Here is a 21,084-nt window from a genome sequence, read left to right on the forward strand (position 1 = left end):
CCCTCTATGCGTCTCCGCTCAGCCCGCGAACACGGCCTTGTCGATATGCGTGATCCGGCAGGCGAGGTCCGCCTCGCCGCTCGCCACGACATAGAAGTCGCCCGCATCCGCGATGCCGGTCGTGAACACGACATTGTCGAGATACAGGCTGTCCTTGAGCGGCTCGGTCAGCGCAGGGTTCGGCTCGAGCAGCGCCTTGTGCTCGGTCGCGACGGTGATCGACGGATCGTCCCTGTCGAGGATCGACCAGTAGGTGCGATAGATGCCGACAACGCCCGACGGCTCGACGCCGTGCCACAGCGTCAACCAGCCGCGATCGGTCAGGATCGGCGGCGCACCGCCCCCCATCCGCGCGGTCGAGACGGTGGCGGCGTGTGGCCGGATGCCGGGCTTGTCGTGCGGCTTCCAGTGCAGCGCATCGGGCGAGCGCGACAGGTTGATCGACGGTCCCGCCCGCCACTCGCTGCCCGGCGGATAGGCGAAGTACAGGTCGCCGAGCGGCCGCGTCTGCGCCCAATATTGCCCGCCGATCAGCCCCTCGAAGATCAGCATGTCCTTGTTCTGGTGATCGAGCACGATCCCCTCGAGCTGCCAGTCGAGCGCATCGGCGGAGGTGTACAGCGTCGTCGAATGCCGCTCCGGACTGACCGAGCAGGTGGTCATCAGATACCGATCCCCGACCTTCGAGATCCGCGCATCCTCGACGCCATAGCACTGATACGACGTCCGCGGCGCGATCGCCTTGTCGTAATGCACCGCAACGACCGATCGCCCTTCCGCGTCCAGCTCAACCGGCAACAGCCACGACAGCGACGTCAACGCCATCACCTTCCACCCCCCGCCGGGAATCAGAAACTTACGCGGATCCTTGGTATCAACCATCTGCAACGGCCATGCATCAAGCAGATAGGCGCCATCCTGCCAGCGGATCGCATGGACGTTGCCGCCCTTGATCGGCTGGCGCAGCGCCTCGGCCACGCGCACCATCAGCAGCAGGTTGCCGTTCGCCAGCCGCGTCATCCCCGGGTTGAACGCGCCGAGCACATAGGTCTCGGCGCCGACCTTGCCCGCCAGCGGCGAGCGCGACAGGTCGATGTCCGCGGGAGTGAAGACGAGCTGGTCGAACATGCGATTCTCCTTGGTGATGAATGGCGACGCGACCATTCATAGCGTTCGTCAGGATGACGGGAGGGTTTGCGCCTGATGGCATACCGCCAACCTGGCTGCGTTATTCCCCCTCGAGCGCCCGCGGGACGATGACGATCTGCTGGATCACGGACCGTGTCGGCTGCGTCAGCAGGAACTCGACACCCGCGGCGATATCCTCGCCGCGCAGCATCTGCTCCGCCGCGATCATCGCGCGCTGCTTGTCGTCGGGCACGTCGGGATATTGCATGTTCGAGCCGACCTTGCCCGGCTCGACCAGCGACACGCGGATACCCTTGGGCCCCAGTTCGCGCCGCAGCGCCTCCGAGAAGCCGGCGATGCCCGACTTGATGCCGGCATAGACGGTCGAGCTCGGCCCGAGGATATGCGCGCTGAGCGAGCCGATCAGGACCATGTCGCCGATCGGCGTCATCCGGTGCGCGGCGTGGTGCGCGCTCAGCAGATAGGCGGTGAAATTGACCGCGATCGCATAGCGCAGCGCGTCCTCGTCCATCTGCGTCAGACCACCCGCGGCCACCGCCGCGTTGATCACGGTGATGTCGAACCCGCCGAGATAGGCCTCGCCCGCATCGAAGAACGCGCGCACCTTGTCGGGGTCAGCCAGTTCGGTGACCATGCCGTCACCCGTGCCGACCGCCCGGATCTGCGTCAGCGCGTCCTCCAGATGGCCCGCGTCGTGGCCGCAGATATAGACGCTGACCCCCTGCCCAGCGAGCATCACCGCGATCGCCCGGCCGATCCCGGTCGTCCCCCCGGTGATGATCGCACGGCGGCCCTTCAGGGGGCGTGCGCTGGTATGAAGATCGGCATGGTCGGTCATGAAATTTCCTGGTGCATCGGCGCAGTGCGCAGCATCCGGCGGGCTTAGGCGCGGATCGCCGCCCCCTCAAGCGCGCGCGCCAGCAGCCGGTCGATCGGCGCCTGCACGATCGTCTCGGTCAGCGTCGGGGCATGGCCGACGCCCGGCACCGTCACCAGTTCGGCGCGGTCGAGCGATGCCACCATCCGCTCCGCGGTCGCCGCCGACAACAGGTCGGATCGACCGCCGCGCACGATCAGCGTGGGCACGTCCCGCAGCGACGCGAGCGCCTGCCACATGTCCGGCCCCGCTTCGTTGCCCGGCACGCGGAACGGCTCGGCGATCTTCAGGTCGTAATCGAGCACGATCCGCCCCGAACTGTTGAGCCGGTACAGCCGCTTGGCCATCGCCAGCCACTCTTCGATGCCCCAGTCGGGATAGACGTCGCCGTTATTCTCCGCGACGCAGCGTGCGGCGTGCATCCAGGTCGGGAAGACGCTCGCCTTGCCGACATAGCCGCGGATCCGCGACAGGCCCTGCGCATCGACCTCCGGCCCGACATCGTTGAGCAACGCTGCCACCATCCGCCCGCGCGATGGCCCCGCCATCAGCATCGCGACGATCCCGCCGAGCGACGTGCCGAACGCGACATAGCGATCCACCCCCTGCTCGGTCAGCAGCGCCTCGACGTCCTGGACATAGGTCAGCGGGACATAGGACATCGGGTCCTTCGCATAGGCGCTCTCGCCGCGGCCGCGGAAATCGACCGCGATCAGCCGCCACCGCCCCGCCAGCCTTGCCGCGATCGCATCGAAATCGCGCGCGTTCCGCGTCAGCCCGGCCATGCAGAGGATCGGCGTCTGGCCTTGCTCGCCGCCCGGATAGTCGCGCGCGTGCAATCTCAGCCCGTCGTTGGACCACCAATAGAGGTTTTCGTAAGCGGCCATGGTTGCGTCCTTCGGGTAGCGGCCACCATATCGCCGCATGCCCATCGACCCGCAAGCCTTCCGCTCCGCTCGCTATCGCCCGGAGACTCGCCTTCTGACGCTGGGAGAGGGGTTCTTCGATCCGGTCGTCCCCGCCGACTTTCCCGAGACGCGGCTCCGCTTCCGCAACGATCGCGCCGCCCGGCAGATCGGGCTCGAAGCGCTGGGCGACGATGCGTGGACCAGTCATTTCGGCCGGTTCGTGCCGCTGCCTCGCACGCTCCCGCAGCCGCTCGCGCTGCGCTATCACGGCCACCAGTTCCGTCAGTACAATCCCGAGATCGGCGACGGTCGCGGCTTCACCTTTGCGCAGATGCGCGACGATCGCGACCGGTTGATGGATCTGGGTACCAAGGGATCGGGGCAGACGCCGTGGAGCCGGTTCGGCGATGGCCGCCTGACGCTGAAGGGCGGCGTGCGCGAGATCCTCGCGACCGAGATGCTCGAAGCGCTCAACGTGCCGACCTCGCGCACGCTGTCGCTGATCGAGACCGGCGAAGAGCTGCAGCGCGGCGACGAGCCCAGCCCGACGCGCTCCGCGGTGCTCGTCCGCCTCAATCACAGCCATGTCCGCATCGGCAGTTTCCAGCGCCTCGCCTATGAGCGCGACGAGGCAGGCCTGCGCACGCTCGTCGGCTACACGCTGCGCAACCTGTACGACGAGGACAGCGACGATCCCGTCCGCCTGCTCGACCTCGTGGTCGGCCGCACCGCGCGTCTCGCGGCGCGCTACATGGCGGCGGGCTTCGTCCACGGCGTGCTCAATTCGGATAATATCAACGTCACCGGCGAGAGCTTCGATTACGGCCCGTGGCGCTTCGCCCCGACCTGGGATCCCGCCTTCACCGCTGCCTATTTCGATCATCAGGGCCTCTACGCGTTCGGCCGCCAGCCCGAGGCGATCCACTGGGACGTAATGCAGCTCGCGATCGCGCTCCGCCAGATCGCCGAGAGCGAGCCCTTGATGGCCGCGCTCGACCAGTTCGGCCCGCGCTATCAACCCGAGGTCACGCAGGCGATCCTCTGGAGGCTCGGCGTCCGCCCGCGCGATCCCGACACCGACGGCGACTTGGTGCAAGCTACGGAACGCGCGCTCCGTACCTCGGGCGTCGGCATCGACCGCTTCTTCTTCGACGCGTTCGGCGGCGACTTGCCCGAGACCTATGGAGAACCCTGGGCCGACGTCCGCGCTGCACTCGCGTCCTATGAACCGCGCAAGGATCGATCGCACGCCTATTGGTCGGGCGAACCGTGCAGCATGCTGATCGACGAGGTCGAGGCGATCTGGGCCCCGATCGCCGAGCATGACGACTGGACGCTGCTGAACGCGAAAGTCGCTGCAATCCGCGCGATGGGCGAGGCGCTCGCCGAATAATTGGAATCACGTCCGATTTGAGGCAAGAGCAGCGCATGTCCGACGAGATCATCTCCTACGAACCGGCCACCGGCGCGATTCTCTGGCGCCATCCGATCGGCGACGTCGACGCCGAAGTCGCCTGCGCGCGGGCCGGATGGTCGAGCTGGGCGTCCAAGCCGCTCGCCTTCCGGATCGAGACGATGCGGCGCTTCGCCAACATCGTCCGCCAGCGCAACGATGCGTTTACCGATCTGATCGCGCGCGAGACGGGCAAGCCGATCTGGGAAGCCCGCGGCGAAGTCGAGACCGTCATCGCCAAGGTCGACATCTCGGTCAGCGCCTATGCCGATCGCACCGCGCAGCGACGGTTAGAGGCGACGATGGGCTCGCGCATCGCCGTTCGCCACAAGCCGCACGGCGTGCTGGCCGTTCTCGGGCCGTACAACTTCCCCGCGCATCTGCCCAACGGCCACATCGTGCCAGCACTGATCGCCGGCAACGCGGTCGTCTTCAAGCCATCGGAAAAGACCCCCGCGGTCGGCGCATTCCTCGTCGAATGCTTCCGCGCCGCGGGCGTGCCGGCAGAGTGCATCCGGCTCGTCATCGGCGGCCCGAGCGAAGGCAAGGCGCTCGCCGCGCACCCCGATATCGACGGCCTGCTGTTCACCGGCTCGGCGCATACCGGCCTCGCGCTCAACCGCGCGTTCGCGGACAAGCCCGAGAAGATCCTCGCGCTGGAGATGGGCGGCAACAACCCGATCGTCGTGTGGGACACGCCCGACCTCCACACCGCGGCGATCCTGATCATCCAGTCGGCGTTCACCACCGCAGGCCAGCGCTGCACCGCCGCCCGCCGGCTGATCGTCGATACCAAGCTGTACGAGCCGCTCATCGCGACTCTCGACAAGATGGTCGGCCGGATCATCGTCGGCGAACCGCACGCCAACCCGGCGCCGTTCATGGGCCCGGTGATCGACAATGACGCTGCCGACCAGCTGACCGAGAGCTTTCTCGCGCTGCTGATGCGCGGCGGCCGCGCGATCCGCCACCTCGAACGCCCGGTCGAGACCCTGCCGTTCCTCAAGCCCGCGCTGATCGACGTCACCGACGTCGCCGACCGGCCCGATGTCGAACTGTTCGGGCCGATCCTGCAGGTCGTCCGCGTCGACGATTTCGACGCCGCGATCGCCGAGGCCAACGCCACGCGCTACGGCCTGTCCGCCTCGCTGATCAGCCAGACGCCCGCGCTCTACGACCGGTTCTGGGCCAATATCCGCGCGGGCATCGTCAACTGGAACAAGCCGACAAACGGCGCCTCCTCGGGCGCGCCGTTCGGCGGCATCGGCTGGTCGGGCAACCACCGGCCAAGCGCCTATTACGCAGCGGACTATTGCGCCTATCCGGTCGTCAGCAGCGAATCCGAAAGCGCACGCGCCAGCATCGGCATCGGCCTGGCGGACGGGTGACCGCCGCCGATCCTCCCCCGCCAGGGGGAGGTGGCTGGCTCTTGCCAGACGGAGGGGGAGGTAAGCGATGACCTCTGCTCCGTGTCCGCCCCCTCCGTCGCTTCACGCCACCTCCCCCTGGCGGGGGAGGATCGTTAGGCCCGTTGCTCCGGACATGCCGATCGATCCGGTCGGCAAAAGCTCTCCTACCCCCCGCCAAAGCATCATTCGGTTGCAGCGCAGCGCGTTGCCGCCCATCTCCCATGCCATGGCAAGTCTCCTAGACCCTACCGCCCGCGGGCGCGTCATCCTCGTCGGGGCGGGCCCGGGCGATCCCGGCCTGCTCACCGTCCGCGCGGTCGAGGCGCTCAAGACTGCGGACGTCGTCGTGCATGACGGCCTGATCGACCCGCGCGTGCTCGATATCGCACCGCCGGGGGCACAGCGCATCTCGGTCGCCAAGCAGCGCGCGCGCCACACGCTGCCGCAGGAGGCGATCAACGCACTGATCATCGCGCATGTGAAGACCGGCGCGATCGTGATCCGGCTAAAGGGCGGCGATCCGTTCGTGTTCGGCCGCGGCGGCGAGGAAGTCGAAGCCGTGCGCGCCGCGGGGCTGCCCGTCGAGGTCATCCCCGGCGTCTCGGCTGCGCTCGGTTGTGCCGCCGAGGCGATGCTGCCGCTCACCCACCGCGATCATTCGAGCGCGGTCAGCTTCGTTGCGGGCCAGTGCAAAGGTCTTGACGAGCAGAACTGGGCCGGGCTTGCCGGCCAGGGTCGGACGCTCGTGATCTACATGGGCATCGCGACCGCGACCGACATTGCCGACAAGCTGATGGCCGACGGCGTGGCGCCCGACATGCCCGTCGCGGTGCTCGAACGCGGCACGTTGCAAGGGTCGCGCGCGATCCGCACGTTGCTGGCCGATCTCGGCGCGATGGTGACTCGCGAAGCCGTGAAGAGCCCCGCGATCATCGTCGTCGGCGAAGTCGTCGAACTGTCCGACGCGCAAGACAAACTCGCCCGCTGGGCACGCATTGCAGAGGCCGCCGCATGAAGCTGTTGACCGGAAACGACCTTCCCACCGGCGACGTGATCTGGTGGACCGGCGAAGGCTGGTCGCGCCATATCGAGGATGCGGTCGACGTCGGCGTCGCGGGCGAATCGATCCTGCAGGCGGAGGAAGGCGCGCGCCGCGTCAACGTCCCCTATCTGATCGAGGCGACGCAGACCGACGACGGCCCCCGCCCCGCCCATATCAAAGACCGCATCCGCGCGCTTGGCCCGACGATGCGACCCGATTTGACTCTCAAACCCGCCGACCCCGATGCCGGCAGCTGGGTGATCTGACATGTACAAATATGACGAATACGACCAGGCCATCGTCGACCAGCGCGTCGACGAATTCCGCGATCAGGTCCGCCGCCGCCTCTCGGGCGAGCTGACCGAGGACCAGTTCAAGCCGTTGCGGCTGATGAACGGCCTGTATCTCCAGCTGCACGCGTACATGCTGCGCGTCGCGGTGCCGTACGGCACGCTCGACGGCCGGCAGATGCGGATGCTCGGCCACATCGCACGCAAATATGATCGCGGTTACGGCCATTTCACGACTCGACAGAACATCCAGTTCAACTGGATCCAGCTCGACCAGACCCCGGACATCCTCCAGGAGTTGTCGACCGTCGAGATGCATGCCATCCAGACGTCGGGCAACTGCATCCGCAACATCAGCTCTGACCAGTTCGCCGGCGCCGCCGCGGACGAGGTCGCGGATCCGCGCCCCTGGGCCGAACTGATCCGCCAGTGGTCGACGTTCCACCCCGAATTCACCTACCTCCCGCGGAAATTCAAGATCTGCGTGATCGCGGCGGATGAGGATCGCGCGGCGATGCGGCTGCACGACATCGGCATCGGGCTGCACGTCCGTGATGGTGAACTCGGCGCGAAGATCTATGTCGGCGGCGGCATGGGCCGCACGCCGATGATCAGCCACGAGATCCGCGATTTCGTCCCCGCCGACGACCTGATGAGCTATCTCGAGGCGTGCCTGCGCGTCTACAATCGCTACGGTCGCCGCGACAACATCTACAAGGCGCGGATCAAGATCCTGCTGCACGAGATCGGCCCGGACGAATATCGTCGCCAGGTCGAGGAGGAATTCGCCGCAGTGAAGGGCCTCGGCCTCGATCCGCCGCGCGCCGAGCTTGAGCGGATCACGAGCCATTTCGGCGCGCCCGCATTCGAGGAAAACGCATCCACCGAGATCGACCGCAGCGATCCCGACTTCGCGGTCTGGCTCGACCAGAACGTGAAGGCGCACAAGCAGCCCGGCTATGCGATCGTCAACATCAGCCTGAAGCCCGTCGGCGGCATCCCCGGCGACGCGTCGGCGGACCAGATCGACGTGATGGCCGATCTCGGCACGCGCTACAGCTTCGACGAGCTGCGCGTCACGCATGCGCAGAACATCGTCCTGCCGCATGTCCGGATGGCCGATCTGCACGCGGTGTGGTCGACGCTCAGCGAGGCGGGTCTCGCCGAGGCCAATCTCGATCTGATCAGCGACATCATCGCCTGCCCCGGTCTCGATTATTGCAGCCTCGCCAATGCGCGCTCGATCCCGCTCGCGCAGAAGATCGCGACCCGCTTCGGCAGTCTCGATCGCCAGCGCGATCTGGGCGAGCTGAAGCTCAAGATCAGCGGCTGCATCAACGCCTGCGGGCATCACCATGCCGGGCACATCGGCATCCTCGGCGTCGACAAGAAGGGCACCGAGAATTACCAGCTCTCGCTAGGCGGATCGGGCGCGGAGGATGTGAGCCTCGCCAAGATCACTGGCCCCGGCTTCTCCGAGGACGGCGTGGTCGACGCGATCGAACGCGTCACCGACCGCTATCTGCAGGTGCGCGACCCCGGCGAGCGGTTCCTCGACACCTACCGCCGCGTCGGCTTCGAGACGTTCAAGGAGGCGATCTATGGTTGAGTATCCGGACCAGACGCTGCTGCGCTTCCGCGACGACGAGCCGCATGACGAGCCTGCGGTGACGCTCGATTCGTTCATCGGCCAGAGCAACGCGGCCGCGGTGCGGCTCGAAGCGGGCGACGATGCGCGCGCGCTGTTGCCGCAGATCGACCAGCTCGCGCTGATCGAGGTGAGCTTTCCCGGCTATCGCGACGGGCGCGGCTACTCTTCCGCGCGGATCCTGCGCGAGGCGGGCTATACCGGTGAACTCCGCGCGCAGGGCGACGTACTCGTCGATCAGATCCCGCTGATGCGCCGCTGCGGGTTCGACAGCTTCGCGCCGCAAGCGCCGATCGACATCGACGTGCTGCGCGCGAGCCTCGAACGCTATGACACGCCGTACCAGAAGGCAGCGGACGGCGCGGCGCCGGTGTGGAAGCTGCGCCATGGGTGAACCCGCCCGCATACTCGACATGATCGACGTCACGCCTGCGTTCACGCGCGGGGACGCGCAGGCGATGCAGACGCGGTTCGAGGGCGTGTCCGCGCAGGACATGCTGCGCGAACTGCTCGCGGGCGAGTTGCGCGGGCGGATCGCGGCGGTGTCGTCGTTCGGCGCCGAATCGGCGGTGCTGCTGCACATGGTCGCACAGGTCGATGTCGACGTGCCGGTGGTCTTCACCAACACGCAGAAGATGTTCGGCGAGACGCTGGCATACCGCGACGAGCTGGCGGAGAAGCTCGGTTTCACGGACCTACGCGTATTCCGGCCCGATCCGCGGTTGCTCGCGATCAAGGACAAGACCGGGCTTCGTTGGTCCTACGATCCCGACGGCTGCTGCGACCTGCGCAAGGTCGAGCCACTGCGCCGCGCACTGGCGCCGTTCGATTCGTGGATCTCGGGGCGCAAGGGCTTCCAGTCGGGGACGCGCACCGCGTTGCCGCGGTTCGAGGAGGATGAGGGCCGGCTGAAGATCAACCCGCTGGCGGATTGGGACAAGGCCAAGCTCGACGCCTATTTCGCCGAGCATCAGCTCCCCCGGCATCCGCTCGAGGCGCAGGGCTATCTCTCGATCGGCTGCGCGCCGTGCACGACGAAGGTGGCGCCTGGCGAAGATCCGCGCGCAGGCCGGTGGCGCAGCTTCGACAAGGTCGAATGCGGCATCCACGCCCCCACCGATTACGACCCGATGATCTGACTCCGGTCCCTCTCCCCTCCGGGGAGAGGGAGGGAGGAGCCGTAGGCGACGGAAGGGTGAGGGGCGTTGGGAGGCGACGTCCCGAGCCCCACACCCCTCTCCCTTCCCACGGCCAAGAGGCCGCGGGCCCCTTCCCTCTCCCCGACGGGGAGAGGGACATAAGAGCCTCAATACTCGGCGAGATCCGAGAACTTCGTGATCGTCGGATCGAACTTCATCCGCACCTTGCCGGTCGCACCGTGACGCTGCTTCGCGATGATCAGCTCGGCCAGGCCATACACGCGCTCCATCTCCGCCGCCCATGACGCGTGATCCTCGAAGATCTTCGCGCTGTCGCCTTCGGCCGGGCGCTTGGGCTCCTTCGACGCGACGTAATAATCTTCGCGGTACACGAACCAGACCATGTCGGCGTCCTGCTCGATCGACCCCGATTCGCGAAGATCCGACAGCATCGGCGTCTTGTCCTCGCGCGATTCCACCGCACGCGACAGCTGCGACAACGCCAGCACCGGCACGTTCAGATCCTTCGCCAGCGTCTTCAACCCACGCGAAATCTCCGAGATTTCCTGGACACGGTTGCCATCCTTGCTCTTGCCCGACCCCGACAGCAGCTGGAGATAGTCGACCACCACCAGCCCGATCTCGTTGTTATGGCGACGCTGCAACCGGCGGACGCGCGTGTGCAGCGCACCGATCGACAGACCGCCGGTATCGTCGATGAACAGCGGCAGGTTCTCAAGCTCGGCCGCCGCCGCCGCGAGCTGCGCGAACTCGGTGCGGCTGATCTTGCCCATGCGGAGCGATTCGGACGAAATCTGCGACTGCTCGGCGAGAATACGCGTCGCCAGCTGATCCGCGGACATCTCCAGCGAGAAGAATGCGACCTTCGCGCCGACCGAGTCCTTGGGCGCGATCCCGTCGGCCATGTCGCGCATCCAGCGCCGCGCCGCGTTGAACGCGATATTGGTGGCGAGCGACGTCTTGCCCATACCCGGACGGCCGGCGAGGATCATGAGATCGCTGTGATGCATGCCGCCGATCTTCGCGTTGATCGAATCGATGCCGGTCGTGACGCCCGACAGATTGCCGCCCGAGTTCAGCGCACGCTCGGCCATCTTCACCGCCGCGGTCGTCGCCTGCGCGAACGACTTCACCGAATTCTCCGAGCCGCCATCGGCTGCGACCTTGAAGAGCTCCTCCTCGGCCAGCTCGATCTGCGCGCGCGGATTGACCTCTTCCGACGTGTCCATCGCCCGATCGACGAGCGTCCGCCCGACCGACACGAGCGCGCGCAGCATCGCAAGGTCATAGATCTGCTGCGCGAACTGGCGCGCACCGATCAGCCCCGCGCCGCTCCCCGTCAGCCCCGCCAGATACGCCGGCCCGCCAAGCTCGCGCATCCCCTCGTCCGCGTCGAACATCGGCCGCAGCGTCACCGGCGTCACCAGCATGTCGTTGCCGCGCAGCGTCTTGATCGCCGCGAAGATCCGCCCGTGCACGGGTTCGAAGAAATGCCCGGGCTCGAGCTTGTCGACCAGATCGTCGGCGAGCCGGTTGTCGATCATCATCGCGCCGAGCATTGCGGCCTCGGCCTCGACGTTGCGGGGAAGCTGCTGCGGCTCGGCCACAGCGGGAACGGGGAATGCGAGAGTTGCCATCCCCCGCACCTACGCGATGGACGGGTCCTCGTCCAAGCTGCTCGCGCCGGAATGCTGGGGATAAGTGACAGGCCGAACGCGCCCCGCTATCGAACCCGAATGGCCGACCCGCGGATCATCGATGTTGAGCTTGACGAGACCAGTCTCGGCTGGCGCTCGCCCGACGTCGAACAGGAGCGCCGGATCGCGATCTTCGACCTGATCGAGGGCAATCACTTCGCGCCGCAGCGCGCCTATCCCGATGGCTATGCCGGTCCCTTCAAGATCAAGCTCCAGTCGGAGGAAGGGCGCCTCGGCATCCATATCCATCGCGAGGACGACACGCATCTCGAGACTCTGGTGCTCGCGCTCGGGCGGTTTCGCCGGCCGATCCGCGATTATTTCGCGATCTGCGACAGCTATTACCAGGCGATCCGGCAATCGACCCCGGCGCAGATCGAGACGGTGGACATGGCGCGTCGCGGCATCCACAACGAAGCCGCAGAGCTGTTGAAGGAGCGCCTCGATGGCAAGATCGAAGTCGATTTCGACACCGCGCGACGGCTGTTCACGCTGATCTGCGTCCTCCACATCCGCAATTAGAAGACCCATGGCTTACGGACTTTTGAAATTCGCGGCCGCGCTGGCCGCGACCGGCTTTGTCGGCATCTGCGGCTGGACCGCCGCCACCGGCTGGCACCCCGACGTGAAGCAGTATCCGTTGCAGGGCATTGACCTTGCCGAGAATCCCGGCCCCGTCGAATGGGGCACGGTGCGCGCGCGCGGCGCCGACTTCGCCTATATCGTCGCGACGTCGGGCACCGATCGCCGCGATCCGGGGTTCGAGGCGAACTGGGCGGCGCTCCCTGAGGCCGGTCTCAGGCGCGGCGCGGTGCATGTCTATTCGCTGTGCCAGCGTGCGGACGAACAGGCCAATGCGTTCAACACCTTCGTGCCGCGGACCGCGGATGCGTTGCCGACTGCGGTCGACATCGCCTTCCATGACGACTGCACCGCGCGCCCGAATCGCGCCACGCTGATCGCCGACGTCGCGCAGTTCGTGACGATGGTCGAGACGCACACCCGGCAGCCCGTGATGCTGCGGATCAGCAAGGCGGTCGACACGCAATATAGCCTGTCGGGTGCGGTGCCGCGGCCGCTATGGGCGGTGGAGAATGTGCTCAAACCCGACTACACCGCGCGGCCGTGGCGGATGTGGCGTGCGAGCGATTTCCGCCGCATCGACGGGATCGAGGGACCGGTGAATTGGGACGTAGTGGCATCATGACTGAACACGCAACGCGGCTCGTCGCCGCAGCCCGAGACGCTTCGCGCAATGCGCACGCGCCCTATTCGCGGTTCGCGGTCGGCGCGGCTGTGCTGCTCGACGACGGCAGCGTGATCACCGGCGCCAACTTCGAGAATGCCAGCTACGGCCTGTCGCTCTGCGCCGAGACGGTCGCGATCGCCACCGCGAGTGCTGCAGGCCGCCTCCGCGATATCGTCGCGATCGGCGTGATCGGCGGCGCGATGGACGCCGAGGGTCGCGCGACCGGCACCTCGCCCGTCAGCCCCTGCGGCCGCTGCCGCCAGGTCATCAACGAAGCCGCGCAGATGGGCGGCCGCAACCTCCCCGTCCATTGCGGCGCGGCAGAGGGCGACGCGATCCGGACCTACACCGTGTCGGAACTGCTCCCCGACGCGTTCGGCCCGGCCGATCTGGGGATCCGCTAAGCCAGCTTGCTCAGTAATTCCACTGCAGCTGCGTGCGGATGAGGTTGCCGTCGGCCCGGCCCTCGCGCCGCTCGTCGGCCTCGCGGCGCTTCATCCGCGAATAGGCGATCGTCAGTTCGATCGGCGGCGTCGGCTGGAATTCGATCCCGAGCTCGAGCTCGTCGGTTTCCAGCCGCGGTGCGTTCGGCAGCGCCTTCCACCCGCCGCGATAATATTGCCAGCGCGCATAAGGCATGAACGGCCCCAGCGGCGACGCCTTCACCCGGCCCATCGTCTGGACATAGCCCCCGTTCAGCGGCTTCGTCCGGATCGACTGCGACGCGCGGTCATATTCAGGGCCCCGACCCCAGTTCCACTCCGCCTGGAAGCCGATTGGCTGCGGATAGAGGATCGCGTGGATGCCCAACCGCTCGTCGGCGAACGCTGCGCTGCTCACACCACCGCTGCGCTGCTCGACCTGCACGCGGTTGCGGATCGCCGCCCCGCCCGCCTCGAGCACCTGGCCTGCAAACGCGGAGCCCAAACCGTCCAGCGCGAACGGCCATGTCGCCATCGCCACGGTCGCCACCCCGTCGTTATTCTCGGTCCGGCTGATGCCCTGCCCGTTATAGACGCCGACCCCGAACGCGCCGTAATTGCCGAACAGCTTCTGTCCGTCCTCCTCGAGCCGGTCCCAGACCCGCTGCACCTGTGGCGGCGTGTAGTAGCCGACGATGCCGAGGTCGCGCTCGCCCGGCACCGCGCTGTTGATCCCGTCGCTGCGATCGAGCGTCAGCCGGTTCGACGAGGACTGCATGTTCTCCCAGCCAAACGGCACCTTCGACTGGCCGAAGCGCAGTCGTAGCGAGCGATCCGCATCGAGGAACGTATCGACATAGGCATCGCGGAGTTGCGCAAAGCCCTCGCGGCGTTCGCCGACCGACTGGTTGCTGACGTTCACCGCGAAATCGGGCTGCAGATAGAAGGACACGCGGTCGCTCAGATCCCCTTGCAGCACGACGCGGACGCGGCGGAGCGAGAAGTTGTTGTTGTCGCCGATCGCCCCGTCATGCACCGACCGCAGCCGCGAGCGGCCCTCGGGCGCGGTGCGATCGCCCGACAGGATCTCGTTGAAGCGCAACTGCGTATAGCCGCGCAGCGTGATGCGATCATACCAGGCCGGTTTGGGCTTGGCCGGCGCCGCGGCCAGCTGCGGGGCCGGGGCGGGCTGCGCCGGTGGTGCGGTGGTCGATGGTTCTACGCGGCGAGCCATTTCGGTTGAGGGCGCGGTCGCCGGGACGGCCGGCGCCGCCTCGCGACTGGCACGCCCGGTCGGGACCGCCTGCGCGGCCTTGAGCTCGGCGATCGTCGCTTTGAGTTCGTCGATCTGGCGTTGCAGGTCCTGTACCGTCTGCGCCGATGCGGGCGCGACGGGCAGAGTCAGCGATCCCGCGATCGCGATCAGGCGGCGCGAACGCCGGCGGAGTGTCCGACTCGCGCCATCGCTCGTGACGCTCAGGGCAGCCTCCGGGATACGGGACCACGGAGCGAAAGGCGCTTCGACGTGCTGCGACGGGTTCATGACATCTCCATGAAGCCCCCATGACAATAGCCGACTTTTCCGGCAACGCCATTTTTGCGCGCGATGCACCGGGGGCCCTGGATCCCCTTGCCGCGGCGGATCATCCGCGCGAAAGCGCTCGCCGAAGAGGAGCTACCATGTCCGTCATGTCCGACCGCTGGATTCGCGAGCGCGCGCTCGGCGATGCGATGATCGAACCGTTCCACGAGGCGCAGCGCCGCGATGGCTGCATCTCCTACGGGCTGTCATCCTATGGCTATGACGCGCGCGTGGCCGACGAGTTCAAGATCTTCACCAACGTCGACAGCGCGATCGTCGATCCGAAGGACTTCGCGGCGAACAGCTTCGTCGATCGTAAGACCGACGTGTGCATCATCCCGCCCAACAGCTTTGCGCTGGCGCGCACCGTCGAATATTTCCGCGTGCCGCGCGACGTGCTCGTGATCTGCCTCGGCAAGTCGACCTATGCGCGCTGCGGGATCATCGTCAACGTGACGCCGCTGGAGCCCGAATGGGAGGGGCATGTGACACTGGAATTCTCCAACACCACGCCGCTGCCGGCCAAAATCTATGCCAATGAGGGCGCGTGCCAGTTCCTGTTCCTCAAGGGGAACGAGCCGTGCGAGGTCAGCTATGCCGACCGCGCAGGCAAATATATGGGACAGCGCGGGGTGACCTTGCCGCGGCTGTAAGGCCGCAACATCTCGCCGGGCGGCAAAGCATGTCGGTTCGACCGACCATAGCGGGAACGGCGTGAGCGTGGCCGTCACGGCGCAGAATGGCTACGTTGGGATCGGAAAACTTCGCGAGCTATCGCTGATGTACGGTCCAATGAGAACCGCCAGCGAGTCGCCATTGAGGACGGATCATCCCTCGCCTTCAGCAGCGCCTCCCCTCCCGGGAGAGATACGGACGCACGATCAGTCCCCAATACCCCCCCAACCGCGATAATCTCATCCTCCCCCGCCAGGGGGAGGTGGCACGCGAAGCCTGACGGAGGGGGCGGAAACGCGACGACCGCGATCGTCCCGCCGCCAACAGCACCCCCTCAACGCGTCGCGCAAGGTCAAGACTGACGGTCGGCGATCAAGGACAGCAACGTCCGTGTCGCGGGCCGCTAGCCTCGAAATTGCTTCAAAGGCTCCGGATGCCCCGCTGCGCCCGGAGCACAACGAAAAGCGTCATCACGAGATCATCGACGCAAATTAGCCGCTCAGCGAGTCGCGATCTGCTGTGCCTGTCGACGCAGCGCAAGGTTCGCCAGGTCGTGCGACGATGCGACGGCGCCCGATGGCAGGTCCAGCGCCACCGACGGCCGTGCCAGCACTGCGGCGTACAGCGCCCGCGCCTCCGAGTCGCGGCCAGTCCGCGCATAGACCGACGCCAGGTTGAGCATCAGCTCGGGGCGCTGCGGGAAGATCCGCCGCTCGGCAACGATGCGCTGTTCCGCGGTCGCGAGGTCCCCCGCCGCGATCGCCCTGTAGCCGGTACGATCCACGGTCGCCGACGGCGCTGCCAGCGCGGGCGTTGCAGCGCCCAGGGCTGCGAGAACGAACAGGACGGTCTTGCGCATCTCTCATCTCCTCTGCCCTCCGATGATCCGAAGGTTTCATTTTTGTGACAACGGTGTGTCACTTCCATGACTGGCGCACAAGAACACTGATCAATTCCGATCGCGCAGACCCACTTTTCGTCGATGCGTACGCCGCCCCCCTCGAACGCCCTGACGATCCGCAAGCGAGTAGCGACCGCGCACAACGAAAAAGGGCGGCCCCGGAGGACCGCCCTTTGGACGTACGAAACTGTAGGCAGGCGACTTAGAAGTCGTTGCGATACTGCTCGTTGCCGATGAAGCCGAGCTTGGTGATCGCGGACCGCTTGATCACGGCCAGCGTGCGATCGACCACTTCGTACCGTGCCTGCGGGTCAGGCTGGAAGTGGAGTTCCGGCTCGGGCGTCATGCCGGCAGACTGATCCAGATACTGGCGCAGCGTGACCTCGTCGACGGGCGAACCGTTCCATGCCACGACACCCGCCGGATCGATCGAGATCTTGTTCTTCTCGGGATTGACCGGGTTCTGCGGCTGGTTCGGGCTGTTGACCGGAAGGTCGACCTTGACCGCATGAGTCTGGATCGGGATCGTGATGATGAACATGATGAGGAGAACGAGCAGGACGTCGATCAACGGCGTCATGTTCATTTCCATCATCGGCGCGCCATCTTCTTTGCCGCCGCTCATTGCCATTCTATGCTACTCCTAAATACGTCCGAGCGTCCATCAGTGTCCGGCATCAGCGTTCGGTGGTGCCGCCGGGAGGCGGCTCGGAGATGAAGCCGACGCGGGCGAAGCCGGCGCGCTGCATCGTATAGATCGTGCCGCCGATGCACTTGTACGGCGTGTTCACGTCGCCGCGAATATGCGCCTCGGGCAATTCCAGACCAGCGGCGCCAGGACCACCCTGACGATCGATCTCGGCCTTCAGCTTGACCACGGCGCGATCGAGCAGCTCGGTCGAGGTGACGGGCGACATGCCCCAATAGACGGCGCAGCTGCCGTCGGGCTTGGTCGTCACCGACAACGAGACGTTCTCGGGCTTCGTCATCGTCGGATCGAAGCGAACCTCGGGGAGCTTCAGCTGCACGGCCTGGACCGCGACGGTCGTGGTCACCAGAAAGATGATCAGGAGCACGAGCATGACGTCGACCAGCGGCGTCGTATTGATGTCCGATATCGAACTCTCGGTGGAATCGCCACCAACACTCATCGCCATGTGCGAACTATCCTATCCATATAATCGCCACCGGAACCGCCGGCGGCAATGAAGCGGGGCCGCTGCGAACAGCAGCCCCGCCTTTCGCGTCTTAGTTGGCGCGCGGCACGCCACCGGTCTGGCCGGCAGTCGTGGTCGTCGAGACAGGCTTGGCCGGAACCGGCTTGGCGCCCGATGCGATCGACGGACGCACAGCGCCGTTCGAAGCGAGGAAGCCGAGCACGTCGTTCGAGAAGGCCGACAGGTCCTCTGCGATCGACTTGTTGCGGCGCTGCAGCCAGTTGTACGACAGAACGGCAGGAACCGCGACGACCAGACCGAGGGCGGTCATGATCAGGGCTTCACCGACGGGGCCTGCGACCTTGTCGATCGATGCCTGGCCCGATGCGCCGATCTTAACGAGCGCGCGGTAGATGCCGATAACCGTACCGAACAGACCGATGAACGGCGAAACCGAACCGACCGTCGCGAGGAAGGCGAGACCGCCACCCAGCTTCGAGTTGATCGCGGCTTCCGAACGCGCCAGCGAACCGTGCAGCCAGTCATGCGCTTCGACCGGATCGGTCAGCTTCGAATGCTGCTCCTGAGCGGCCAGGCCGTCGTCGACGATCTGCTTGTAGGCCGAGTTCTTCTCGAGCTTGGCCGAACCCTCGCGCAGGCTGTTCGACGACCAGAAGGCCTGACGAACGCGCTTGCCCTGGCCGATGATCTTCTGCTGCTCGAACAGCTTCGAGAACAGGATGTAGAACGACACGACCGACATCAGCACGAGGATGCCGAACACGGTCTGCGAGATCAGACCGCCTTCGCGGAGTGCTGCCTGCAGGCCGTACGGGTTGGCGTCGGCAGCGGCGGTCCCTGCCGCTGCAAGGATGGTGGTGATCATGGTCGGTTTAGTCCTCTGACTGAATTTTATCTGGTGCGGTTAGGGTAGGTGGGATCAATCCTCTGGAAGGACCCACCGAACGTTCAACTGGTACGACGATGCGATCGGGTTGCCGCTTTCGTCCTTGGCCGGGGTGAAACGCACCTTGGCCTTGGAGATGCGGCACGTCGCGTCATCGAGCGTCGTGTTGCCGCTGCCCGTCGTCACCGTACAGCCGGTCACCCGACCATCCGTACCGATCGTCAGCTTCGCGGATACGCGACCCTGTGCACCCTCGCGCTGCGCCGACGGCGGATAGTTGTCCGCGCCGAAATACTGCCCTGGGTTGCCCTTCAGACCGGCAGCCTGCGACACCCTCGGCGCTGGCGCCGGTGCTGGCGGAGCCGGCGGCGCGGGAGGCGCTGGCGGAGCCGTCGGCTGGCTGAGCGGGATGATGTTCGACGTCTGCAAGGCAGGCGCCGGCTGAGGCGTGACAACCACCGGCGGCGGCGTGACGACCGTGGTCGGCGGCGGCGGCAGGTTTGGCTGGTCAGGTGGCGGCGGCGGGGGCTCGTCGGGCGGAGGCGGCGGCGGTGGCGGCTCCACGTCGAACGTCGTCATCTTTTCTTGGGCCTTTTTCACGTACTGAAACGCGAGGCCCGTGACGAAAGCGTAGCCCAAGGCCGCATGAATCAGCGCGACGATCACGATCGCGACGATTTTGCCTCCGGACATCTTCTGGTCAGTATAGGCCATTCAGAAACGACACTCCCTTAATCTGCCTGCTCCGTACGCATGGTTCGTACTCGGTACGCGACGCATGCGTCTGCCGTTGGCCGGAATAACCACGGGGCAGTCGCCGAGTCCTATCGCCACGTCATGCGACACGCAAACGCTTTGTCGGACGCAACAAACGTACAACCTCGGCATGACAGATTTATTTCTGTATCGTTCAGCTTGGGTCGCGTAGCGTGAAGCCATGAATTCATCGTTACACGTTACGGCTTCGGCCCTTTCGATCGCGCTGCTCGCGCTGCCCGCCTGCGCCGGCGAAATGCCCGTACGCCCCCAGAATTCCTACGCCAACGGCGCCGTTTCGGGTGCCGCGGCGCAGCAGGACTCGCTCGGCGGCCCGGGCTATGCGGACATCGCGGATCTGGTTTTGTCGGCCCCGGTGATCGCCGATGCGACGGTACGATCGACCGCAAAAATCAAACCGGCCGAGGCGCCGAATCTCGCACCCGGTCTTGTCCGACTATATGTCGAGGTCGATGTGACCGCATTGATCCGGGGCGCGGACGGGCTGCCGCCGCGAATCGGGTATCTGCTCGACGTCGCCCCCGATTCGGCGGGTCGGGTGCCCAAATTCAAGAAGGCGCGCGTGCTGCTCTTCGCGCGGCCGGTGGCGGGCGCGGGCAACCAGGTGCAGCTCGTCGCGCCCGATGCGCAGATCGACTGGACGCCGTCGGCGGATGCGCGCGCGCGGAAAATCGCCAAGGACGCGCTGGCGAGCGACGCGCCGCCCGTCATCACCGGGATCGGCAACGCGTTCCACGTCGCGGGCGCGCTGCCCGGCGAAGGCGAGACTCAAATCTTCCTGACGACCGCCGACCAGCGCCCGGTGTCGCTGTCGGTGCTGCGGCGTCCCGGCGAGCAGCCACGCTGGGCGGTCGCGCTGAGCGAGATCGTCGACGAGTCGGCCGCGCCCCCTGCCCCCGAGACGTTGCTCTGGTACCGGATGGCCTGCGCCTTGCCGCCGACGCTGCCCGAGCGGAGCACCGGCTCGCTCGAGGCCGCCGACGCGGCGATCGCGCGCGAGGATTACGCCTTCGTGGTCGCCGCGCTCGGCCCCTGCGGACGCACGCGCAAGATCTAGCAACGCCCCGGCCAGGCCTGCGCCGGGGAAAGTCGTTCAGCGTCGTCGCTGGTGGATCTCGATCACCTGCCCCGTCGTCGATCGTGCCTGTTCGAGGAACGCGACGGCCGCGTCCACATCGGCGGCATGAGCCCCCTCCGCCAGAACCACCGCGTTGACGCGAGTCGCCGGCGCCGACTCGATCGCGAGCGGCCCGATCGCGGCCCTCGCCTGCGCCATCGCCAGCGCGTCGAGCGTCGCCGGAATCACCACGACCCGCGAGTCGCCGGTCGCCCCCCGCACCAGCGCGGCGACGTCGCCGCCCGGTTCGAGCGTCAGTCGCACCGTGTCAGCGGCGATGGCGGACGAGCGTCACGCCGATCGCCTCGTCCGCTTCGGCGATCGCCAGCTTCACGATCTTTACCTTCACGCGCAGCACGCGTGCGTCCTGAAGGAACAGCGTCTCGCAGATATGATCCGCCACGCCCTCGATGAGCGTGAAATGCACGCCCTGCGGCAGCGATGTGGTCGCGGCGTTCTTCAGGTCGAGGTAATTCTTCGACGCCGACAACGGCGTGTCGGGGTCGAACCGCGTCGGACATACCATGTCCACGGTCAGCGAGATCCGCAGCGGCTGCGGCAGATGAGTCTCCTCCGAATAGATGCCGGTCAGGACCTGCACTTCGAGATCGTGGACTTCGAGTTGAAGACTGTCTTCCATCGCCGCGCCTCTAGCAGACGCGCG

At 66.5% G+C, this 21,084-nt stretch carries 24 protein-coding genes; 12 read left to right on the plus strand and 12 right to left on the minus strand.

Features of this window, described 5'->3' with window-relative positions; translation table 11 throughout:
• Window positions 1-18: 18 nt before the first annotated feature.
• The 3 genes from ASE79_RS02535 to ASE79_RS02545 form a co-directional block, all read right to left on the minus strand.
• Entirely contained in the window at window positions 19-1,128 is a 1,110-nt protein-coding gene (locus ASE79_RS02535) for a glycosidase (RefSeq protein ID WP_056413250.1), read from the minus strand.
• 100 nt (window positions 1,129-1,228) lie between these two features.
• On the minus strand, window positions 1,229-1,987 hold the full coding sequence (locus ASE79_RS02540) for an SDR family oxidoreductase (protein WP_056411442.1): 759 nt from the start codon (window positions 1,985-1,987) through the stop codon (window positions 1,229-1,231).
• A 44-nt stretch (window positions 1,988-2,031) separates the two neighbouring features.
• On the minus strand, window positions 2,032-2,913 hold the full coding sequence (locus ASE79_RS02545; RefSeq protein ID WP_056413253.1) for an alpha/beta fold hydrolase: 882 nt from the start codon (window positions 2,911-2,913) through the stop codon (window positions 2,032-2,034).
• A gap of 37 nt (window positions 2,914-2,950) precedes the next feature.
• Between ASE79_RS02545 and ASE79_RS02550 the strand changes: the two genes are divergently transcribed.
• From ASE79_RS02550 to ASE79_RS02580, 7 genes are all read left to right on the plus strand, one after another.
• On the plus strand, window positions 2,951-4,327 hold the full coding sequence (locus tag ASE79_RS02550; RefSeq protein ID WP_056411444.1) for a protein adenylyltransferase SelO family protein: 1,377 nt from the start codon (window positions 2,951-2,953) through the stop codon (window positions 4,325-4,327).
• 35 nt (window positions 4,328-4,362) lie between these two features.
• The gene (astD, locus tag ASE79_RS02555) at window positions 4,363-5,775 is read left to right on the plus strand and encodes a succinylglutamate-semialdehyde dehydrogenase (RefSeq protein ID WP_056411446.1); all 1,413 of its coding nucleotides are present in this window, start codon (window positions 4,363-4,365) and stop codon (window positions 5,773-5,775) included.
• 247 nt (window positions 5,776-6,022) lie between these two features.
• The gene (gene cobA, locus ASE79_RS02560; protein WP_056411448.1) at window positions 6,023-6,811 is read left to right on the plus strand and encodes a uroporphyrinogen-III C-methyltransferase; all 789 of its coding nucleotides are present in this window, start codon (window positions 6,023-6,025) and stop codon (window positions 6,809-6,811) included.
• The gene (locus tag ASE79_RS02565) at window positions 6,808-7,104 is read left to right on the plus strand and encodes a DUF2849 domain-containing protein (RefSeq protein WP_056411450.1); all 297 of its coding nucleotides are present in this window, start codon (window positions 6,808-6,810) and stop codon (window positions 7,102-7,104) included. Before cobA ends, ASE79_RS02565 begins: the two co-directional genes overlap by 4 nt.
• Window position 7,105: 1 nt before the next feature.
• Window positions 7,106-8,737: a nitrite/sulfite reductase gene (locus ASE79_RS02570; protein WP_056411452.1), complete on the plus strand. Its 1,632-nt coding sequence runs from the start codon at window positions 7,106-7,108 to the stop codon at window positions 8,735-8,737.
• The gene (locus ASE79_RS02575) at window positions 8,730-9,170 is read left to right on the plus strand and encodes a DUF934 domain-containing protein (protein ID WP_056411455.1); all 441 of its coding nucleotides are present in this window, start codon (window positions 8,730-8,732) and stop codon (window positions 9,168-9,170) included. Before ASE79_RS02570 ends, ASE79_RS02575 begins: the two co-directional genes overlap by 8 nt.
• Window positions 9,163-9,915, plus strand: coding sequence for a phosphoadenylyl-sulfate reductase (locus ASE79_RS02580; protein ID WP_056411456.1), 753 nt, complete (start codon window positions 9,163-9,165; stop codon window positions 9,913-9,915). Before ASE79_RS02575 ends, ASE79_RS02580 begins: the two co-directional genes overlap by 8 nt.
• A 167-nt stretch (window positions 9,916-10,082) precedes the next feature.
• On the opposite strand, the gene ASE79_RS02585 is transcribed toward ASE79_RS02580, so the two are convergent.
• Window positions 10,083-11,573: a replicative DNA helicase gene (locus ASE79_RS02585; protein ID WP_056411458.1), complete on the minus strand. Its 1,491-nt coding sequence runs from the start codon at window positions 11,571-11,573 to the stop codon at window positions 10,083-10,085.
• A 99-nt stretch (window positions 11,574-11,672) separates the two neighbouring features.
• On the opposite strand from ASE79_RS02585, the gene ASE79_RS02590 reads away from it, so the two are divergent.
• Genes ASE79_RS02590 through ASE79_RS02600 form a run of 3 tightly spaced genes read left to right on the plus strand, consistent with a single transcriptional unit; the run spans window position 11,673 to window position 13,286 of the window.
• On the plus strand, window positions 11,673-12,155 hold the full coding sequence (locus ASE79_RS02590; protein ID WP_056411460.1) for a UPF0262 family protein: 483 nt from the start codon (window positions 11,673-11,675) through the stop codon (window positions 12,153-12,155).
• Between the two features lie 7 nt (window positions 12,156-12,162).
• Entirely contained in the window at window positions 12,163-12,840 is a 678-nt protein-coding gene (locus ASE79_RS02595; protein WP_056411461.1) for a glycoside hydrolase family 25 protein, read from the plus strand.
• Window positions 12,837-13,286: a cytidine deaminase gene (locus ASE79_RS02600; protein ID WP_056411464.1), complete on the plus strand. Its 450-nt coding sequence runs from the start codon at window positions 12,837-12,839 to the stop codon at window positions 13,284-13,286. The genes ASE79_RS02595 and ASE79_RS02600 overlap by 4 nt, the downstream gene beginning before the upstream one ends.
• A 10-nt stretch (window positions 13,287-13,296) precedes the next feature.
• Here ASE79_RS02600 and ASE79_RS02605 read toward each other — a convergent pair whose 3' ends face one another.
• Window positions 13,297-14,847, minus strand: a complete 1,551-nt coding sequence (locus tag ASE79_RS02605) for a porin (RefSeq protein ID WP_082445017.1) — start codon at window positions 14,845-14,847, stop codon at window positions 13,297-13,299.
• 137 nt (window positions 14,848-14,984) lie between these two features.
• On the opposite strand from ASE79_RS02605, the gene dcd reads away from it, so the two are divergent.
• Window positions 14,985-15,539 (plus strand): dCTP deaminase, encoded by a 555-nt coding sequence (dcd, locus tag ASE79_RS02610; protein WP_055878967.1) that lies wholly within the window; start codon window positions 14,985-14,987, stop codon window positions 15,537-15,539.
• 521 nt (window positions 15,540-16,060) lie between these two features.
• On the opposite strand, the gene ASE79_RS02615 is transcribed toward dcd, so the two are convergent.
• The 5 genes from ASE79_RS02615 to ASE79_RS02635 all read right to left on the minus strand — a co-directional run bounded on the left by ASE79_RS02615 (window position 16,061) and on the right by ASE79_RS02635 (window position 19,240).
• Window positions 16,061-16,420 (minus strand): tetratricopeptide repeat protein, encoded by a 360-nt coding sequence (locus ASE79_RS02615; RefSeq protein ID WP_056411466.1) that lies wholly within the window; start codon window positions 16,418-16,420, stop codon window positions 16,061-16,063.
• A gap of 244 nt (window positions 16,421-16,664) precedes the next feature.
• A complete protein-coding gene (locus ASE79_RS02620; protein WP_056411469.1) occupies window positions 16,665-17,093 on the minus strand; it encodes an ExbD/TolR family protein in 429 nt (142 codons plus the stop codon).
• A gap of 46 nt (window positions 17,094-17,139) precedes the next feature.
• The gene (locus ASE79_RS02625) at window positions 17,140-17,619 is read right to left on the minus strand and encodes an ExbD/TolR family protein (RefSeq protein WP_056411471.1); all 480 of its coding nucleotides are present in this window, start codon (window positions 17,617-17,619) and stop codon (window positions 17,140-17,142) included.
• A gap of 91 nt (window positions 17,620-17,710) precedes the next feature.
• A complete protein-coding gene (locus ASE79_RS02630) occupies window positions 17,711-18,505 on the minus strand; it encodes a MotA/TolQ/ExbB proton channel family protein (protein ID WP_056411472.1) in 795 nt (264 codons plus the stop codon).
• A 54-nt stretch (window positions 18,506-18,559) separates the two neighbouring features.
• On the minus strand, window positions 18,560-19,240 hold the full coding sequence (locus ASE79_RS02635; protein ID WP_056411474.1) for an energy transducer TonB: 681 nt from the start codon (window positions 19,238-19,240) through the stop codon (window positions 18,560-18,562).
• 298 nt (window positions 19,241-19,538) lie between these two features.
• Here ASE79_RS02635 and ASE79_RS02640 point away from each other — a divergent pair, with 298 nt between their 5' ends.
• Window positions 19,539-20,360: a hypothetical protein gene (locus tag ASE79_RS02640; protein WP_056413259.1), complete on the plus strand. Its 822-nt coding sequence runs from the start codon at window positions 19,539-19,541 to the stop codon at window positions 20,358-20,360.
• Between the two features lie 36 nt (window positions 20,361-20,396).
• On the opposite strand, the gene ASE79_RS02645 is transcribed toward ASE79_RS02640, so the two are convergent.
• Both ASE79_RS02645 and ASE79_RS02650 read right to left on the minus strand, forming a co-directional pair.
• Complete coding sequence (locus tag ASE79_RS02645; RefSeq protein WP_056411476.1) at window positions 20,397-20,684, minus strand: Rossmann fold domain-containing protein; 288 nt, start codon at window positions 20,682-20,684, stop codon at window positions 20,397-20,399.
• 4 nt (window positions 20,685-20,688) lie between these two features.
• Window positions 20,689-21,060, minus strand: coding sequence for a dihydroneopterin aldolase (locus ASE79_RS02650; RefSeq protein WP_056411477.1), 372 nt, complete (start codon window positions 21,058-21,060; stop codon window positions 20,689-20,691).
• Window positions 21,061-21,084: the final 24 nt, after the last annotated feature.

Origin of the sequence: Sphingomonas sp. Leaf28, from assembly GCF_001421685.1 — a bacterium.
In the GTDB taxonomy this organism is placed as follows: Bacteria; Pseudomonadota; Alphaproteobacteria; order Sphingomonadales; family Sphingomonadaceae; genus Sphingomonas; species Sphingomonas aurantiaca.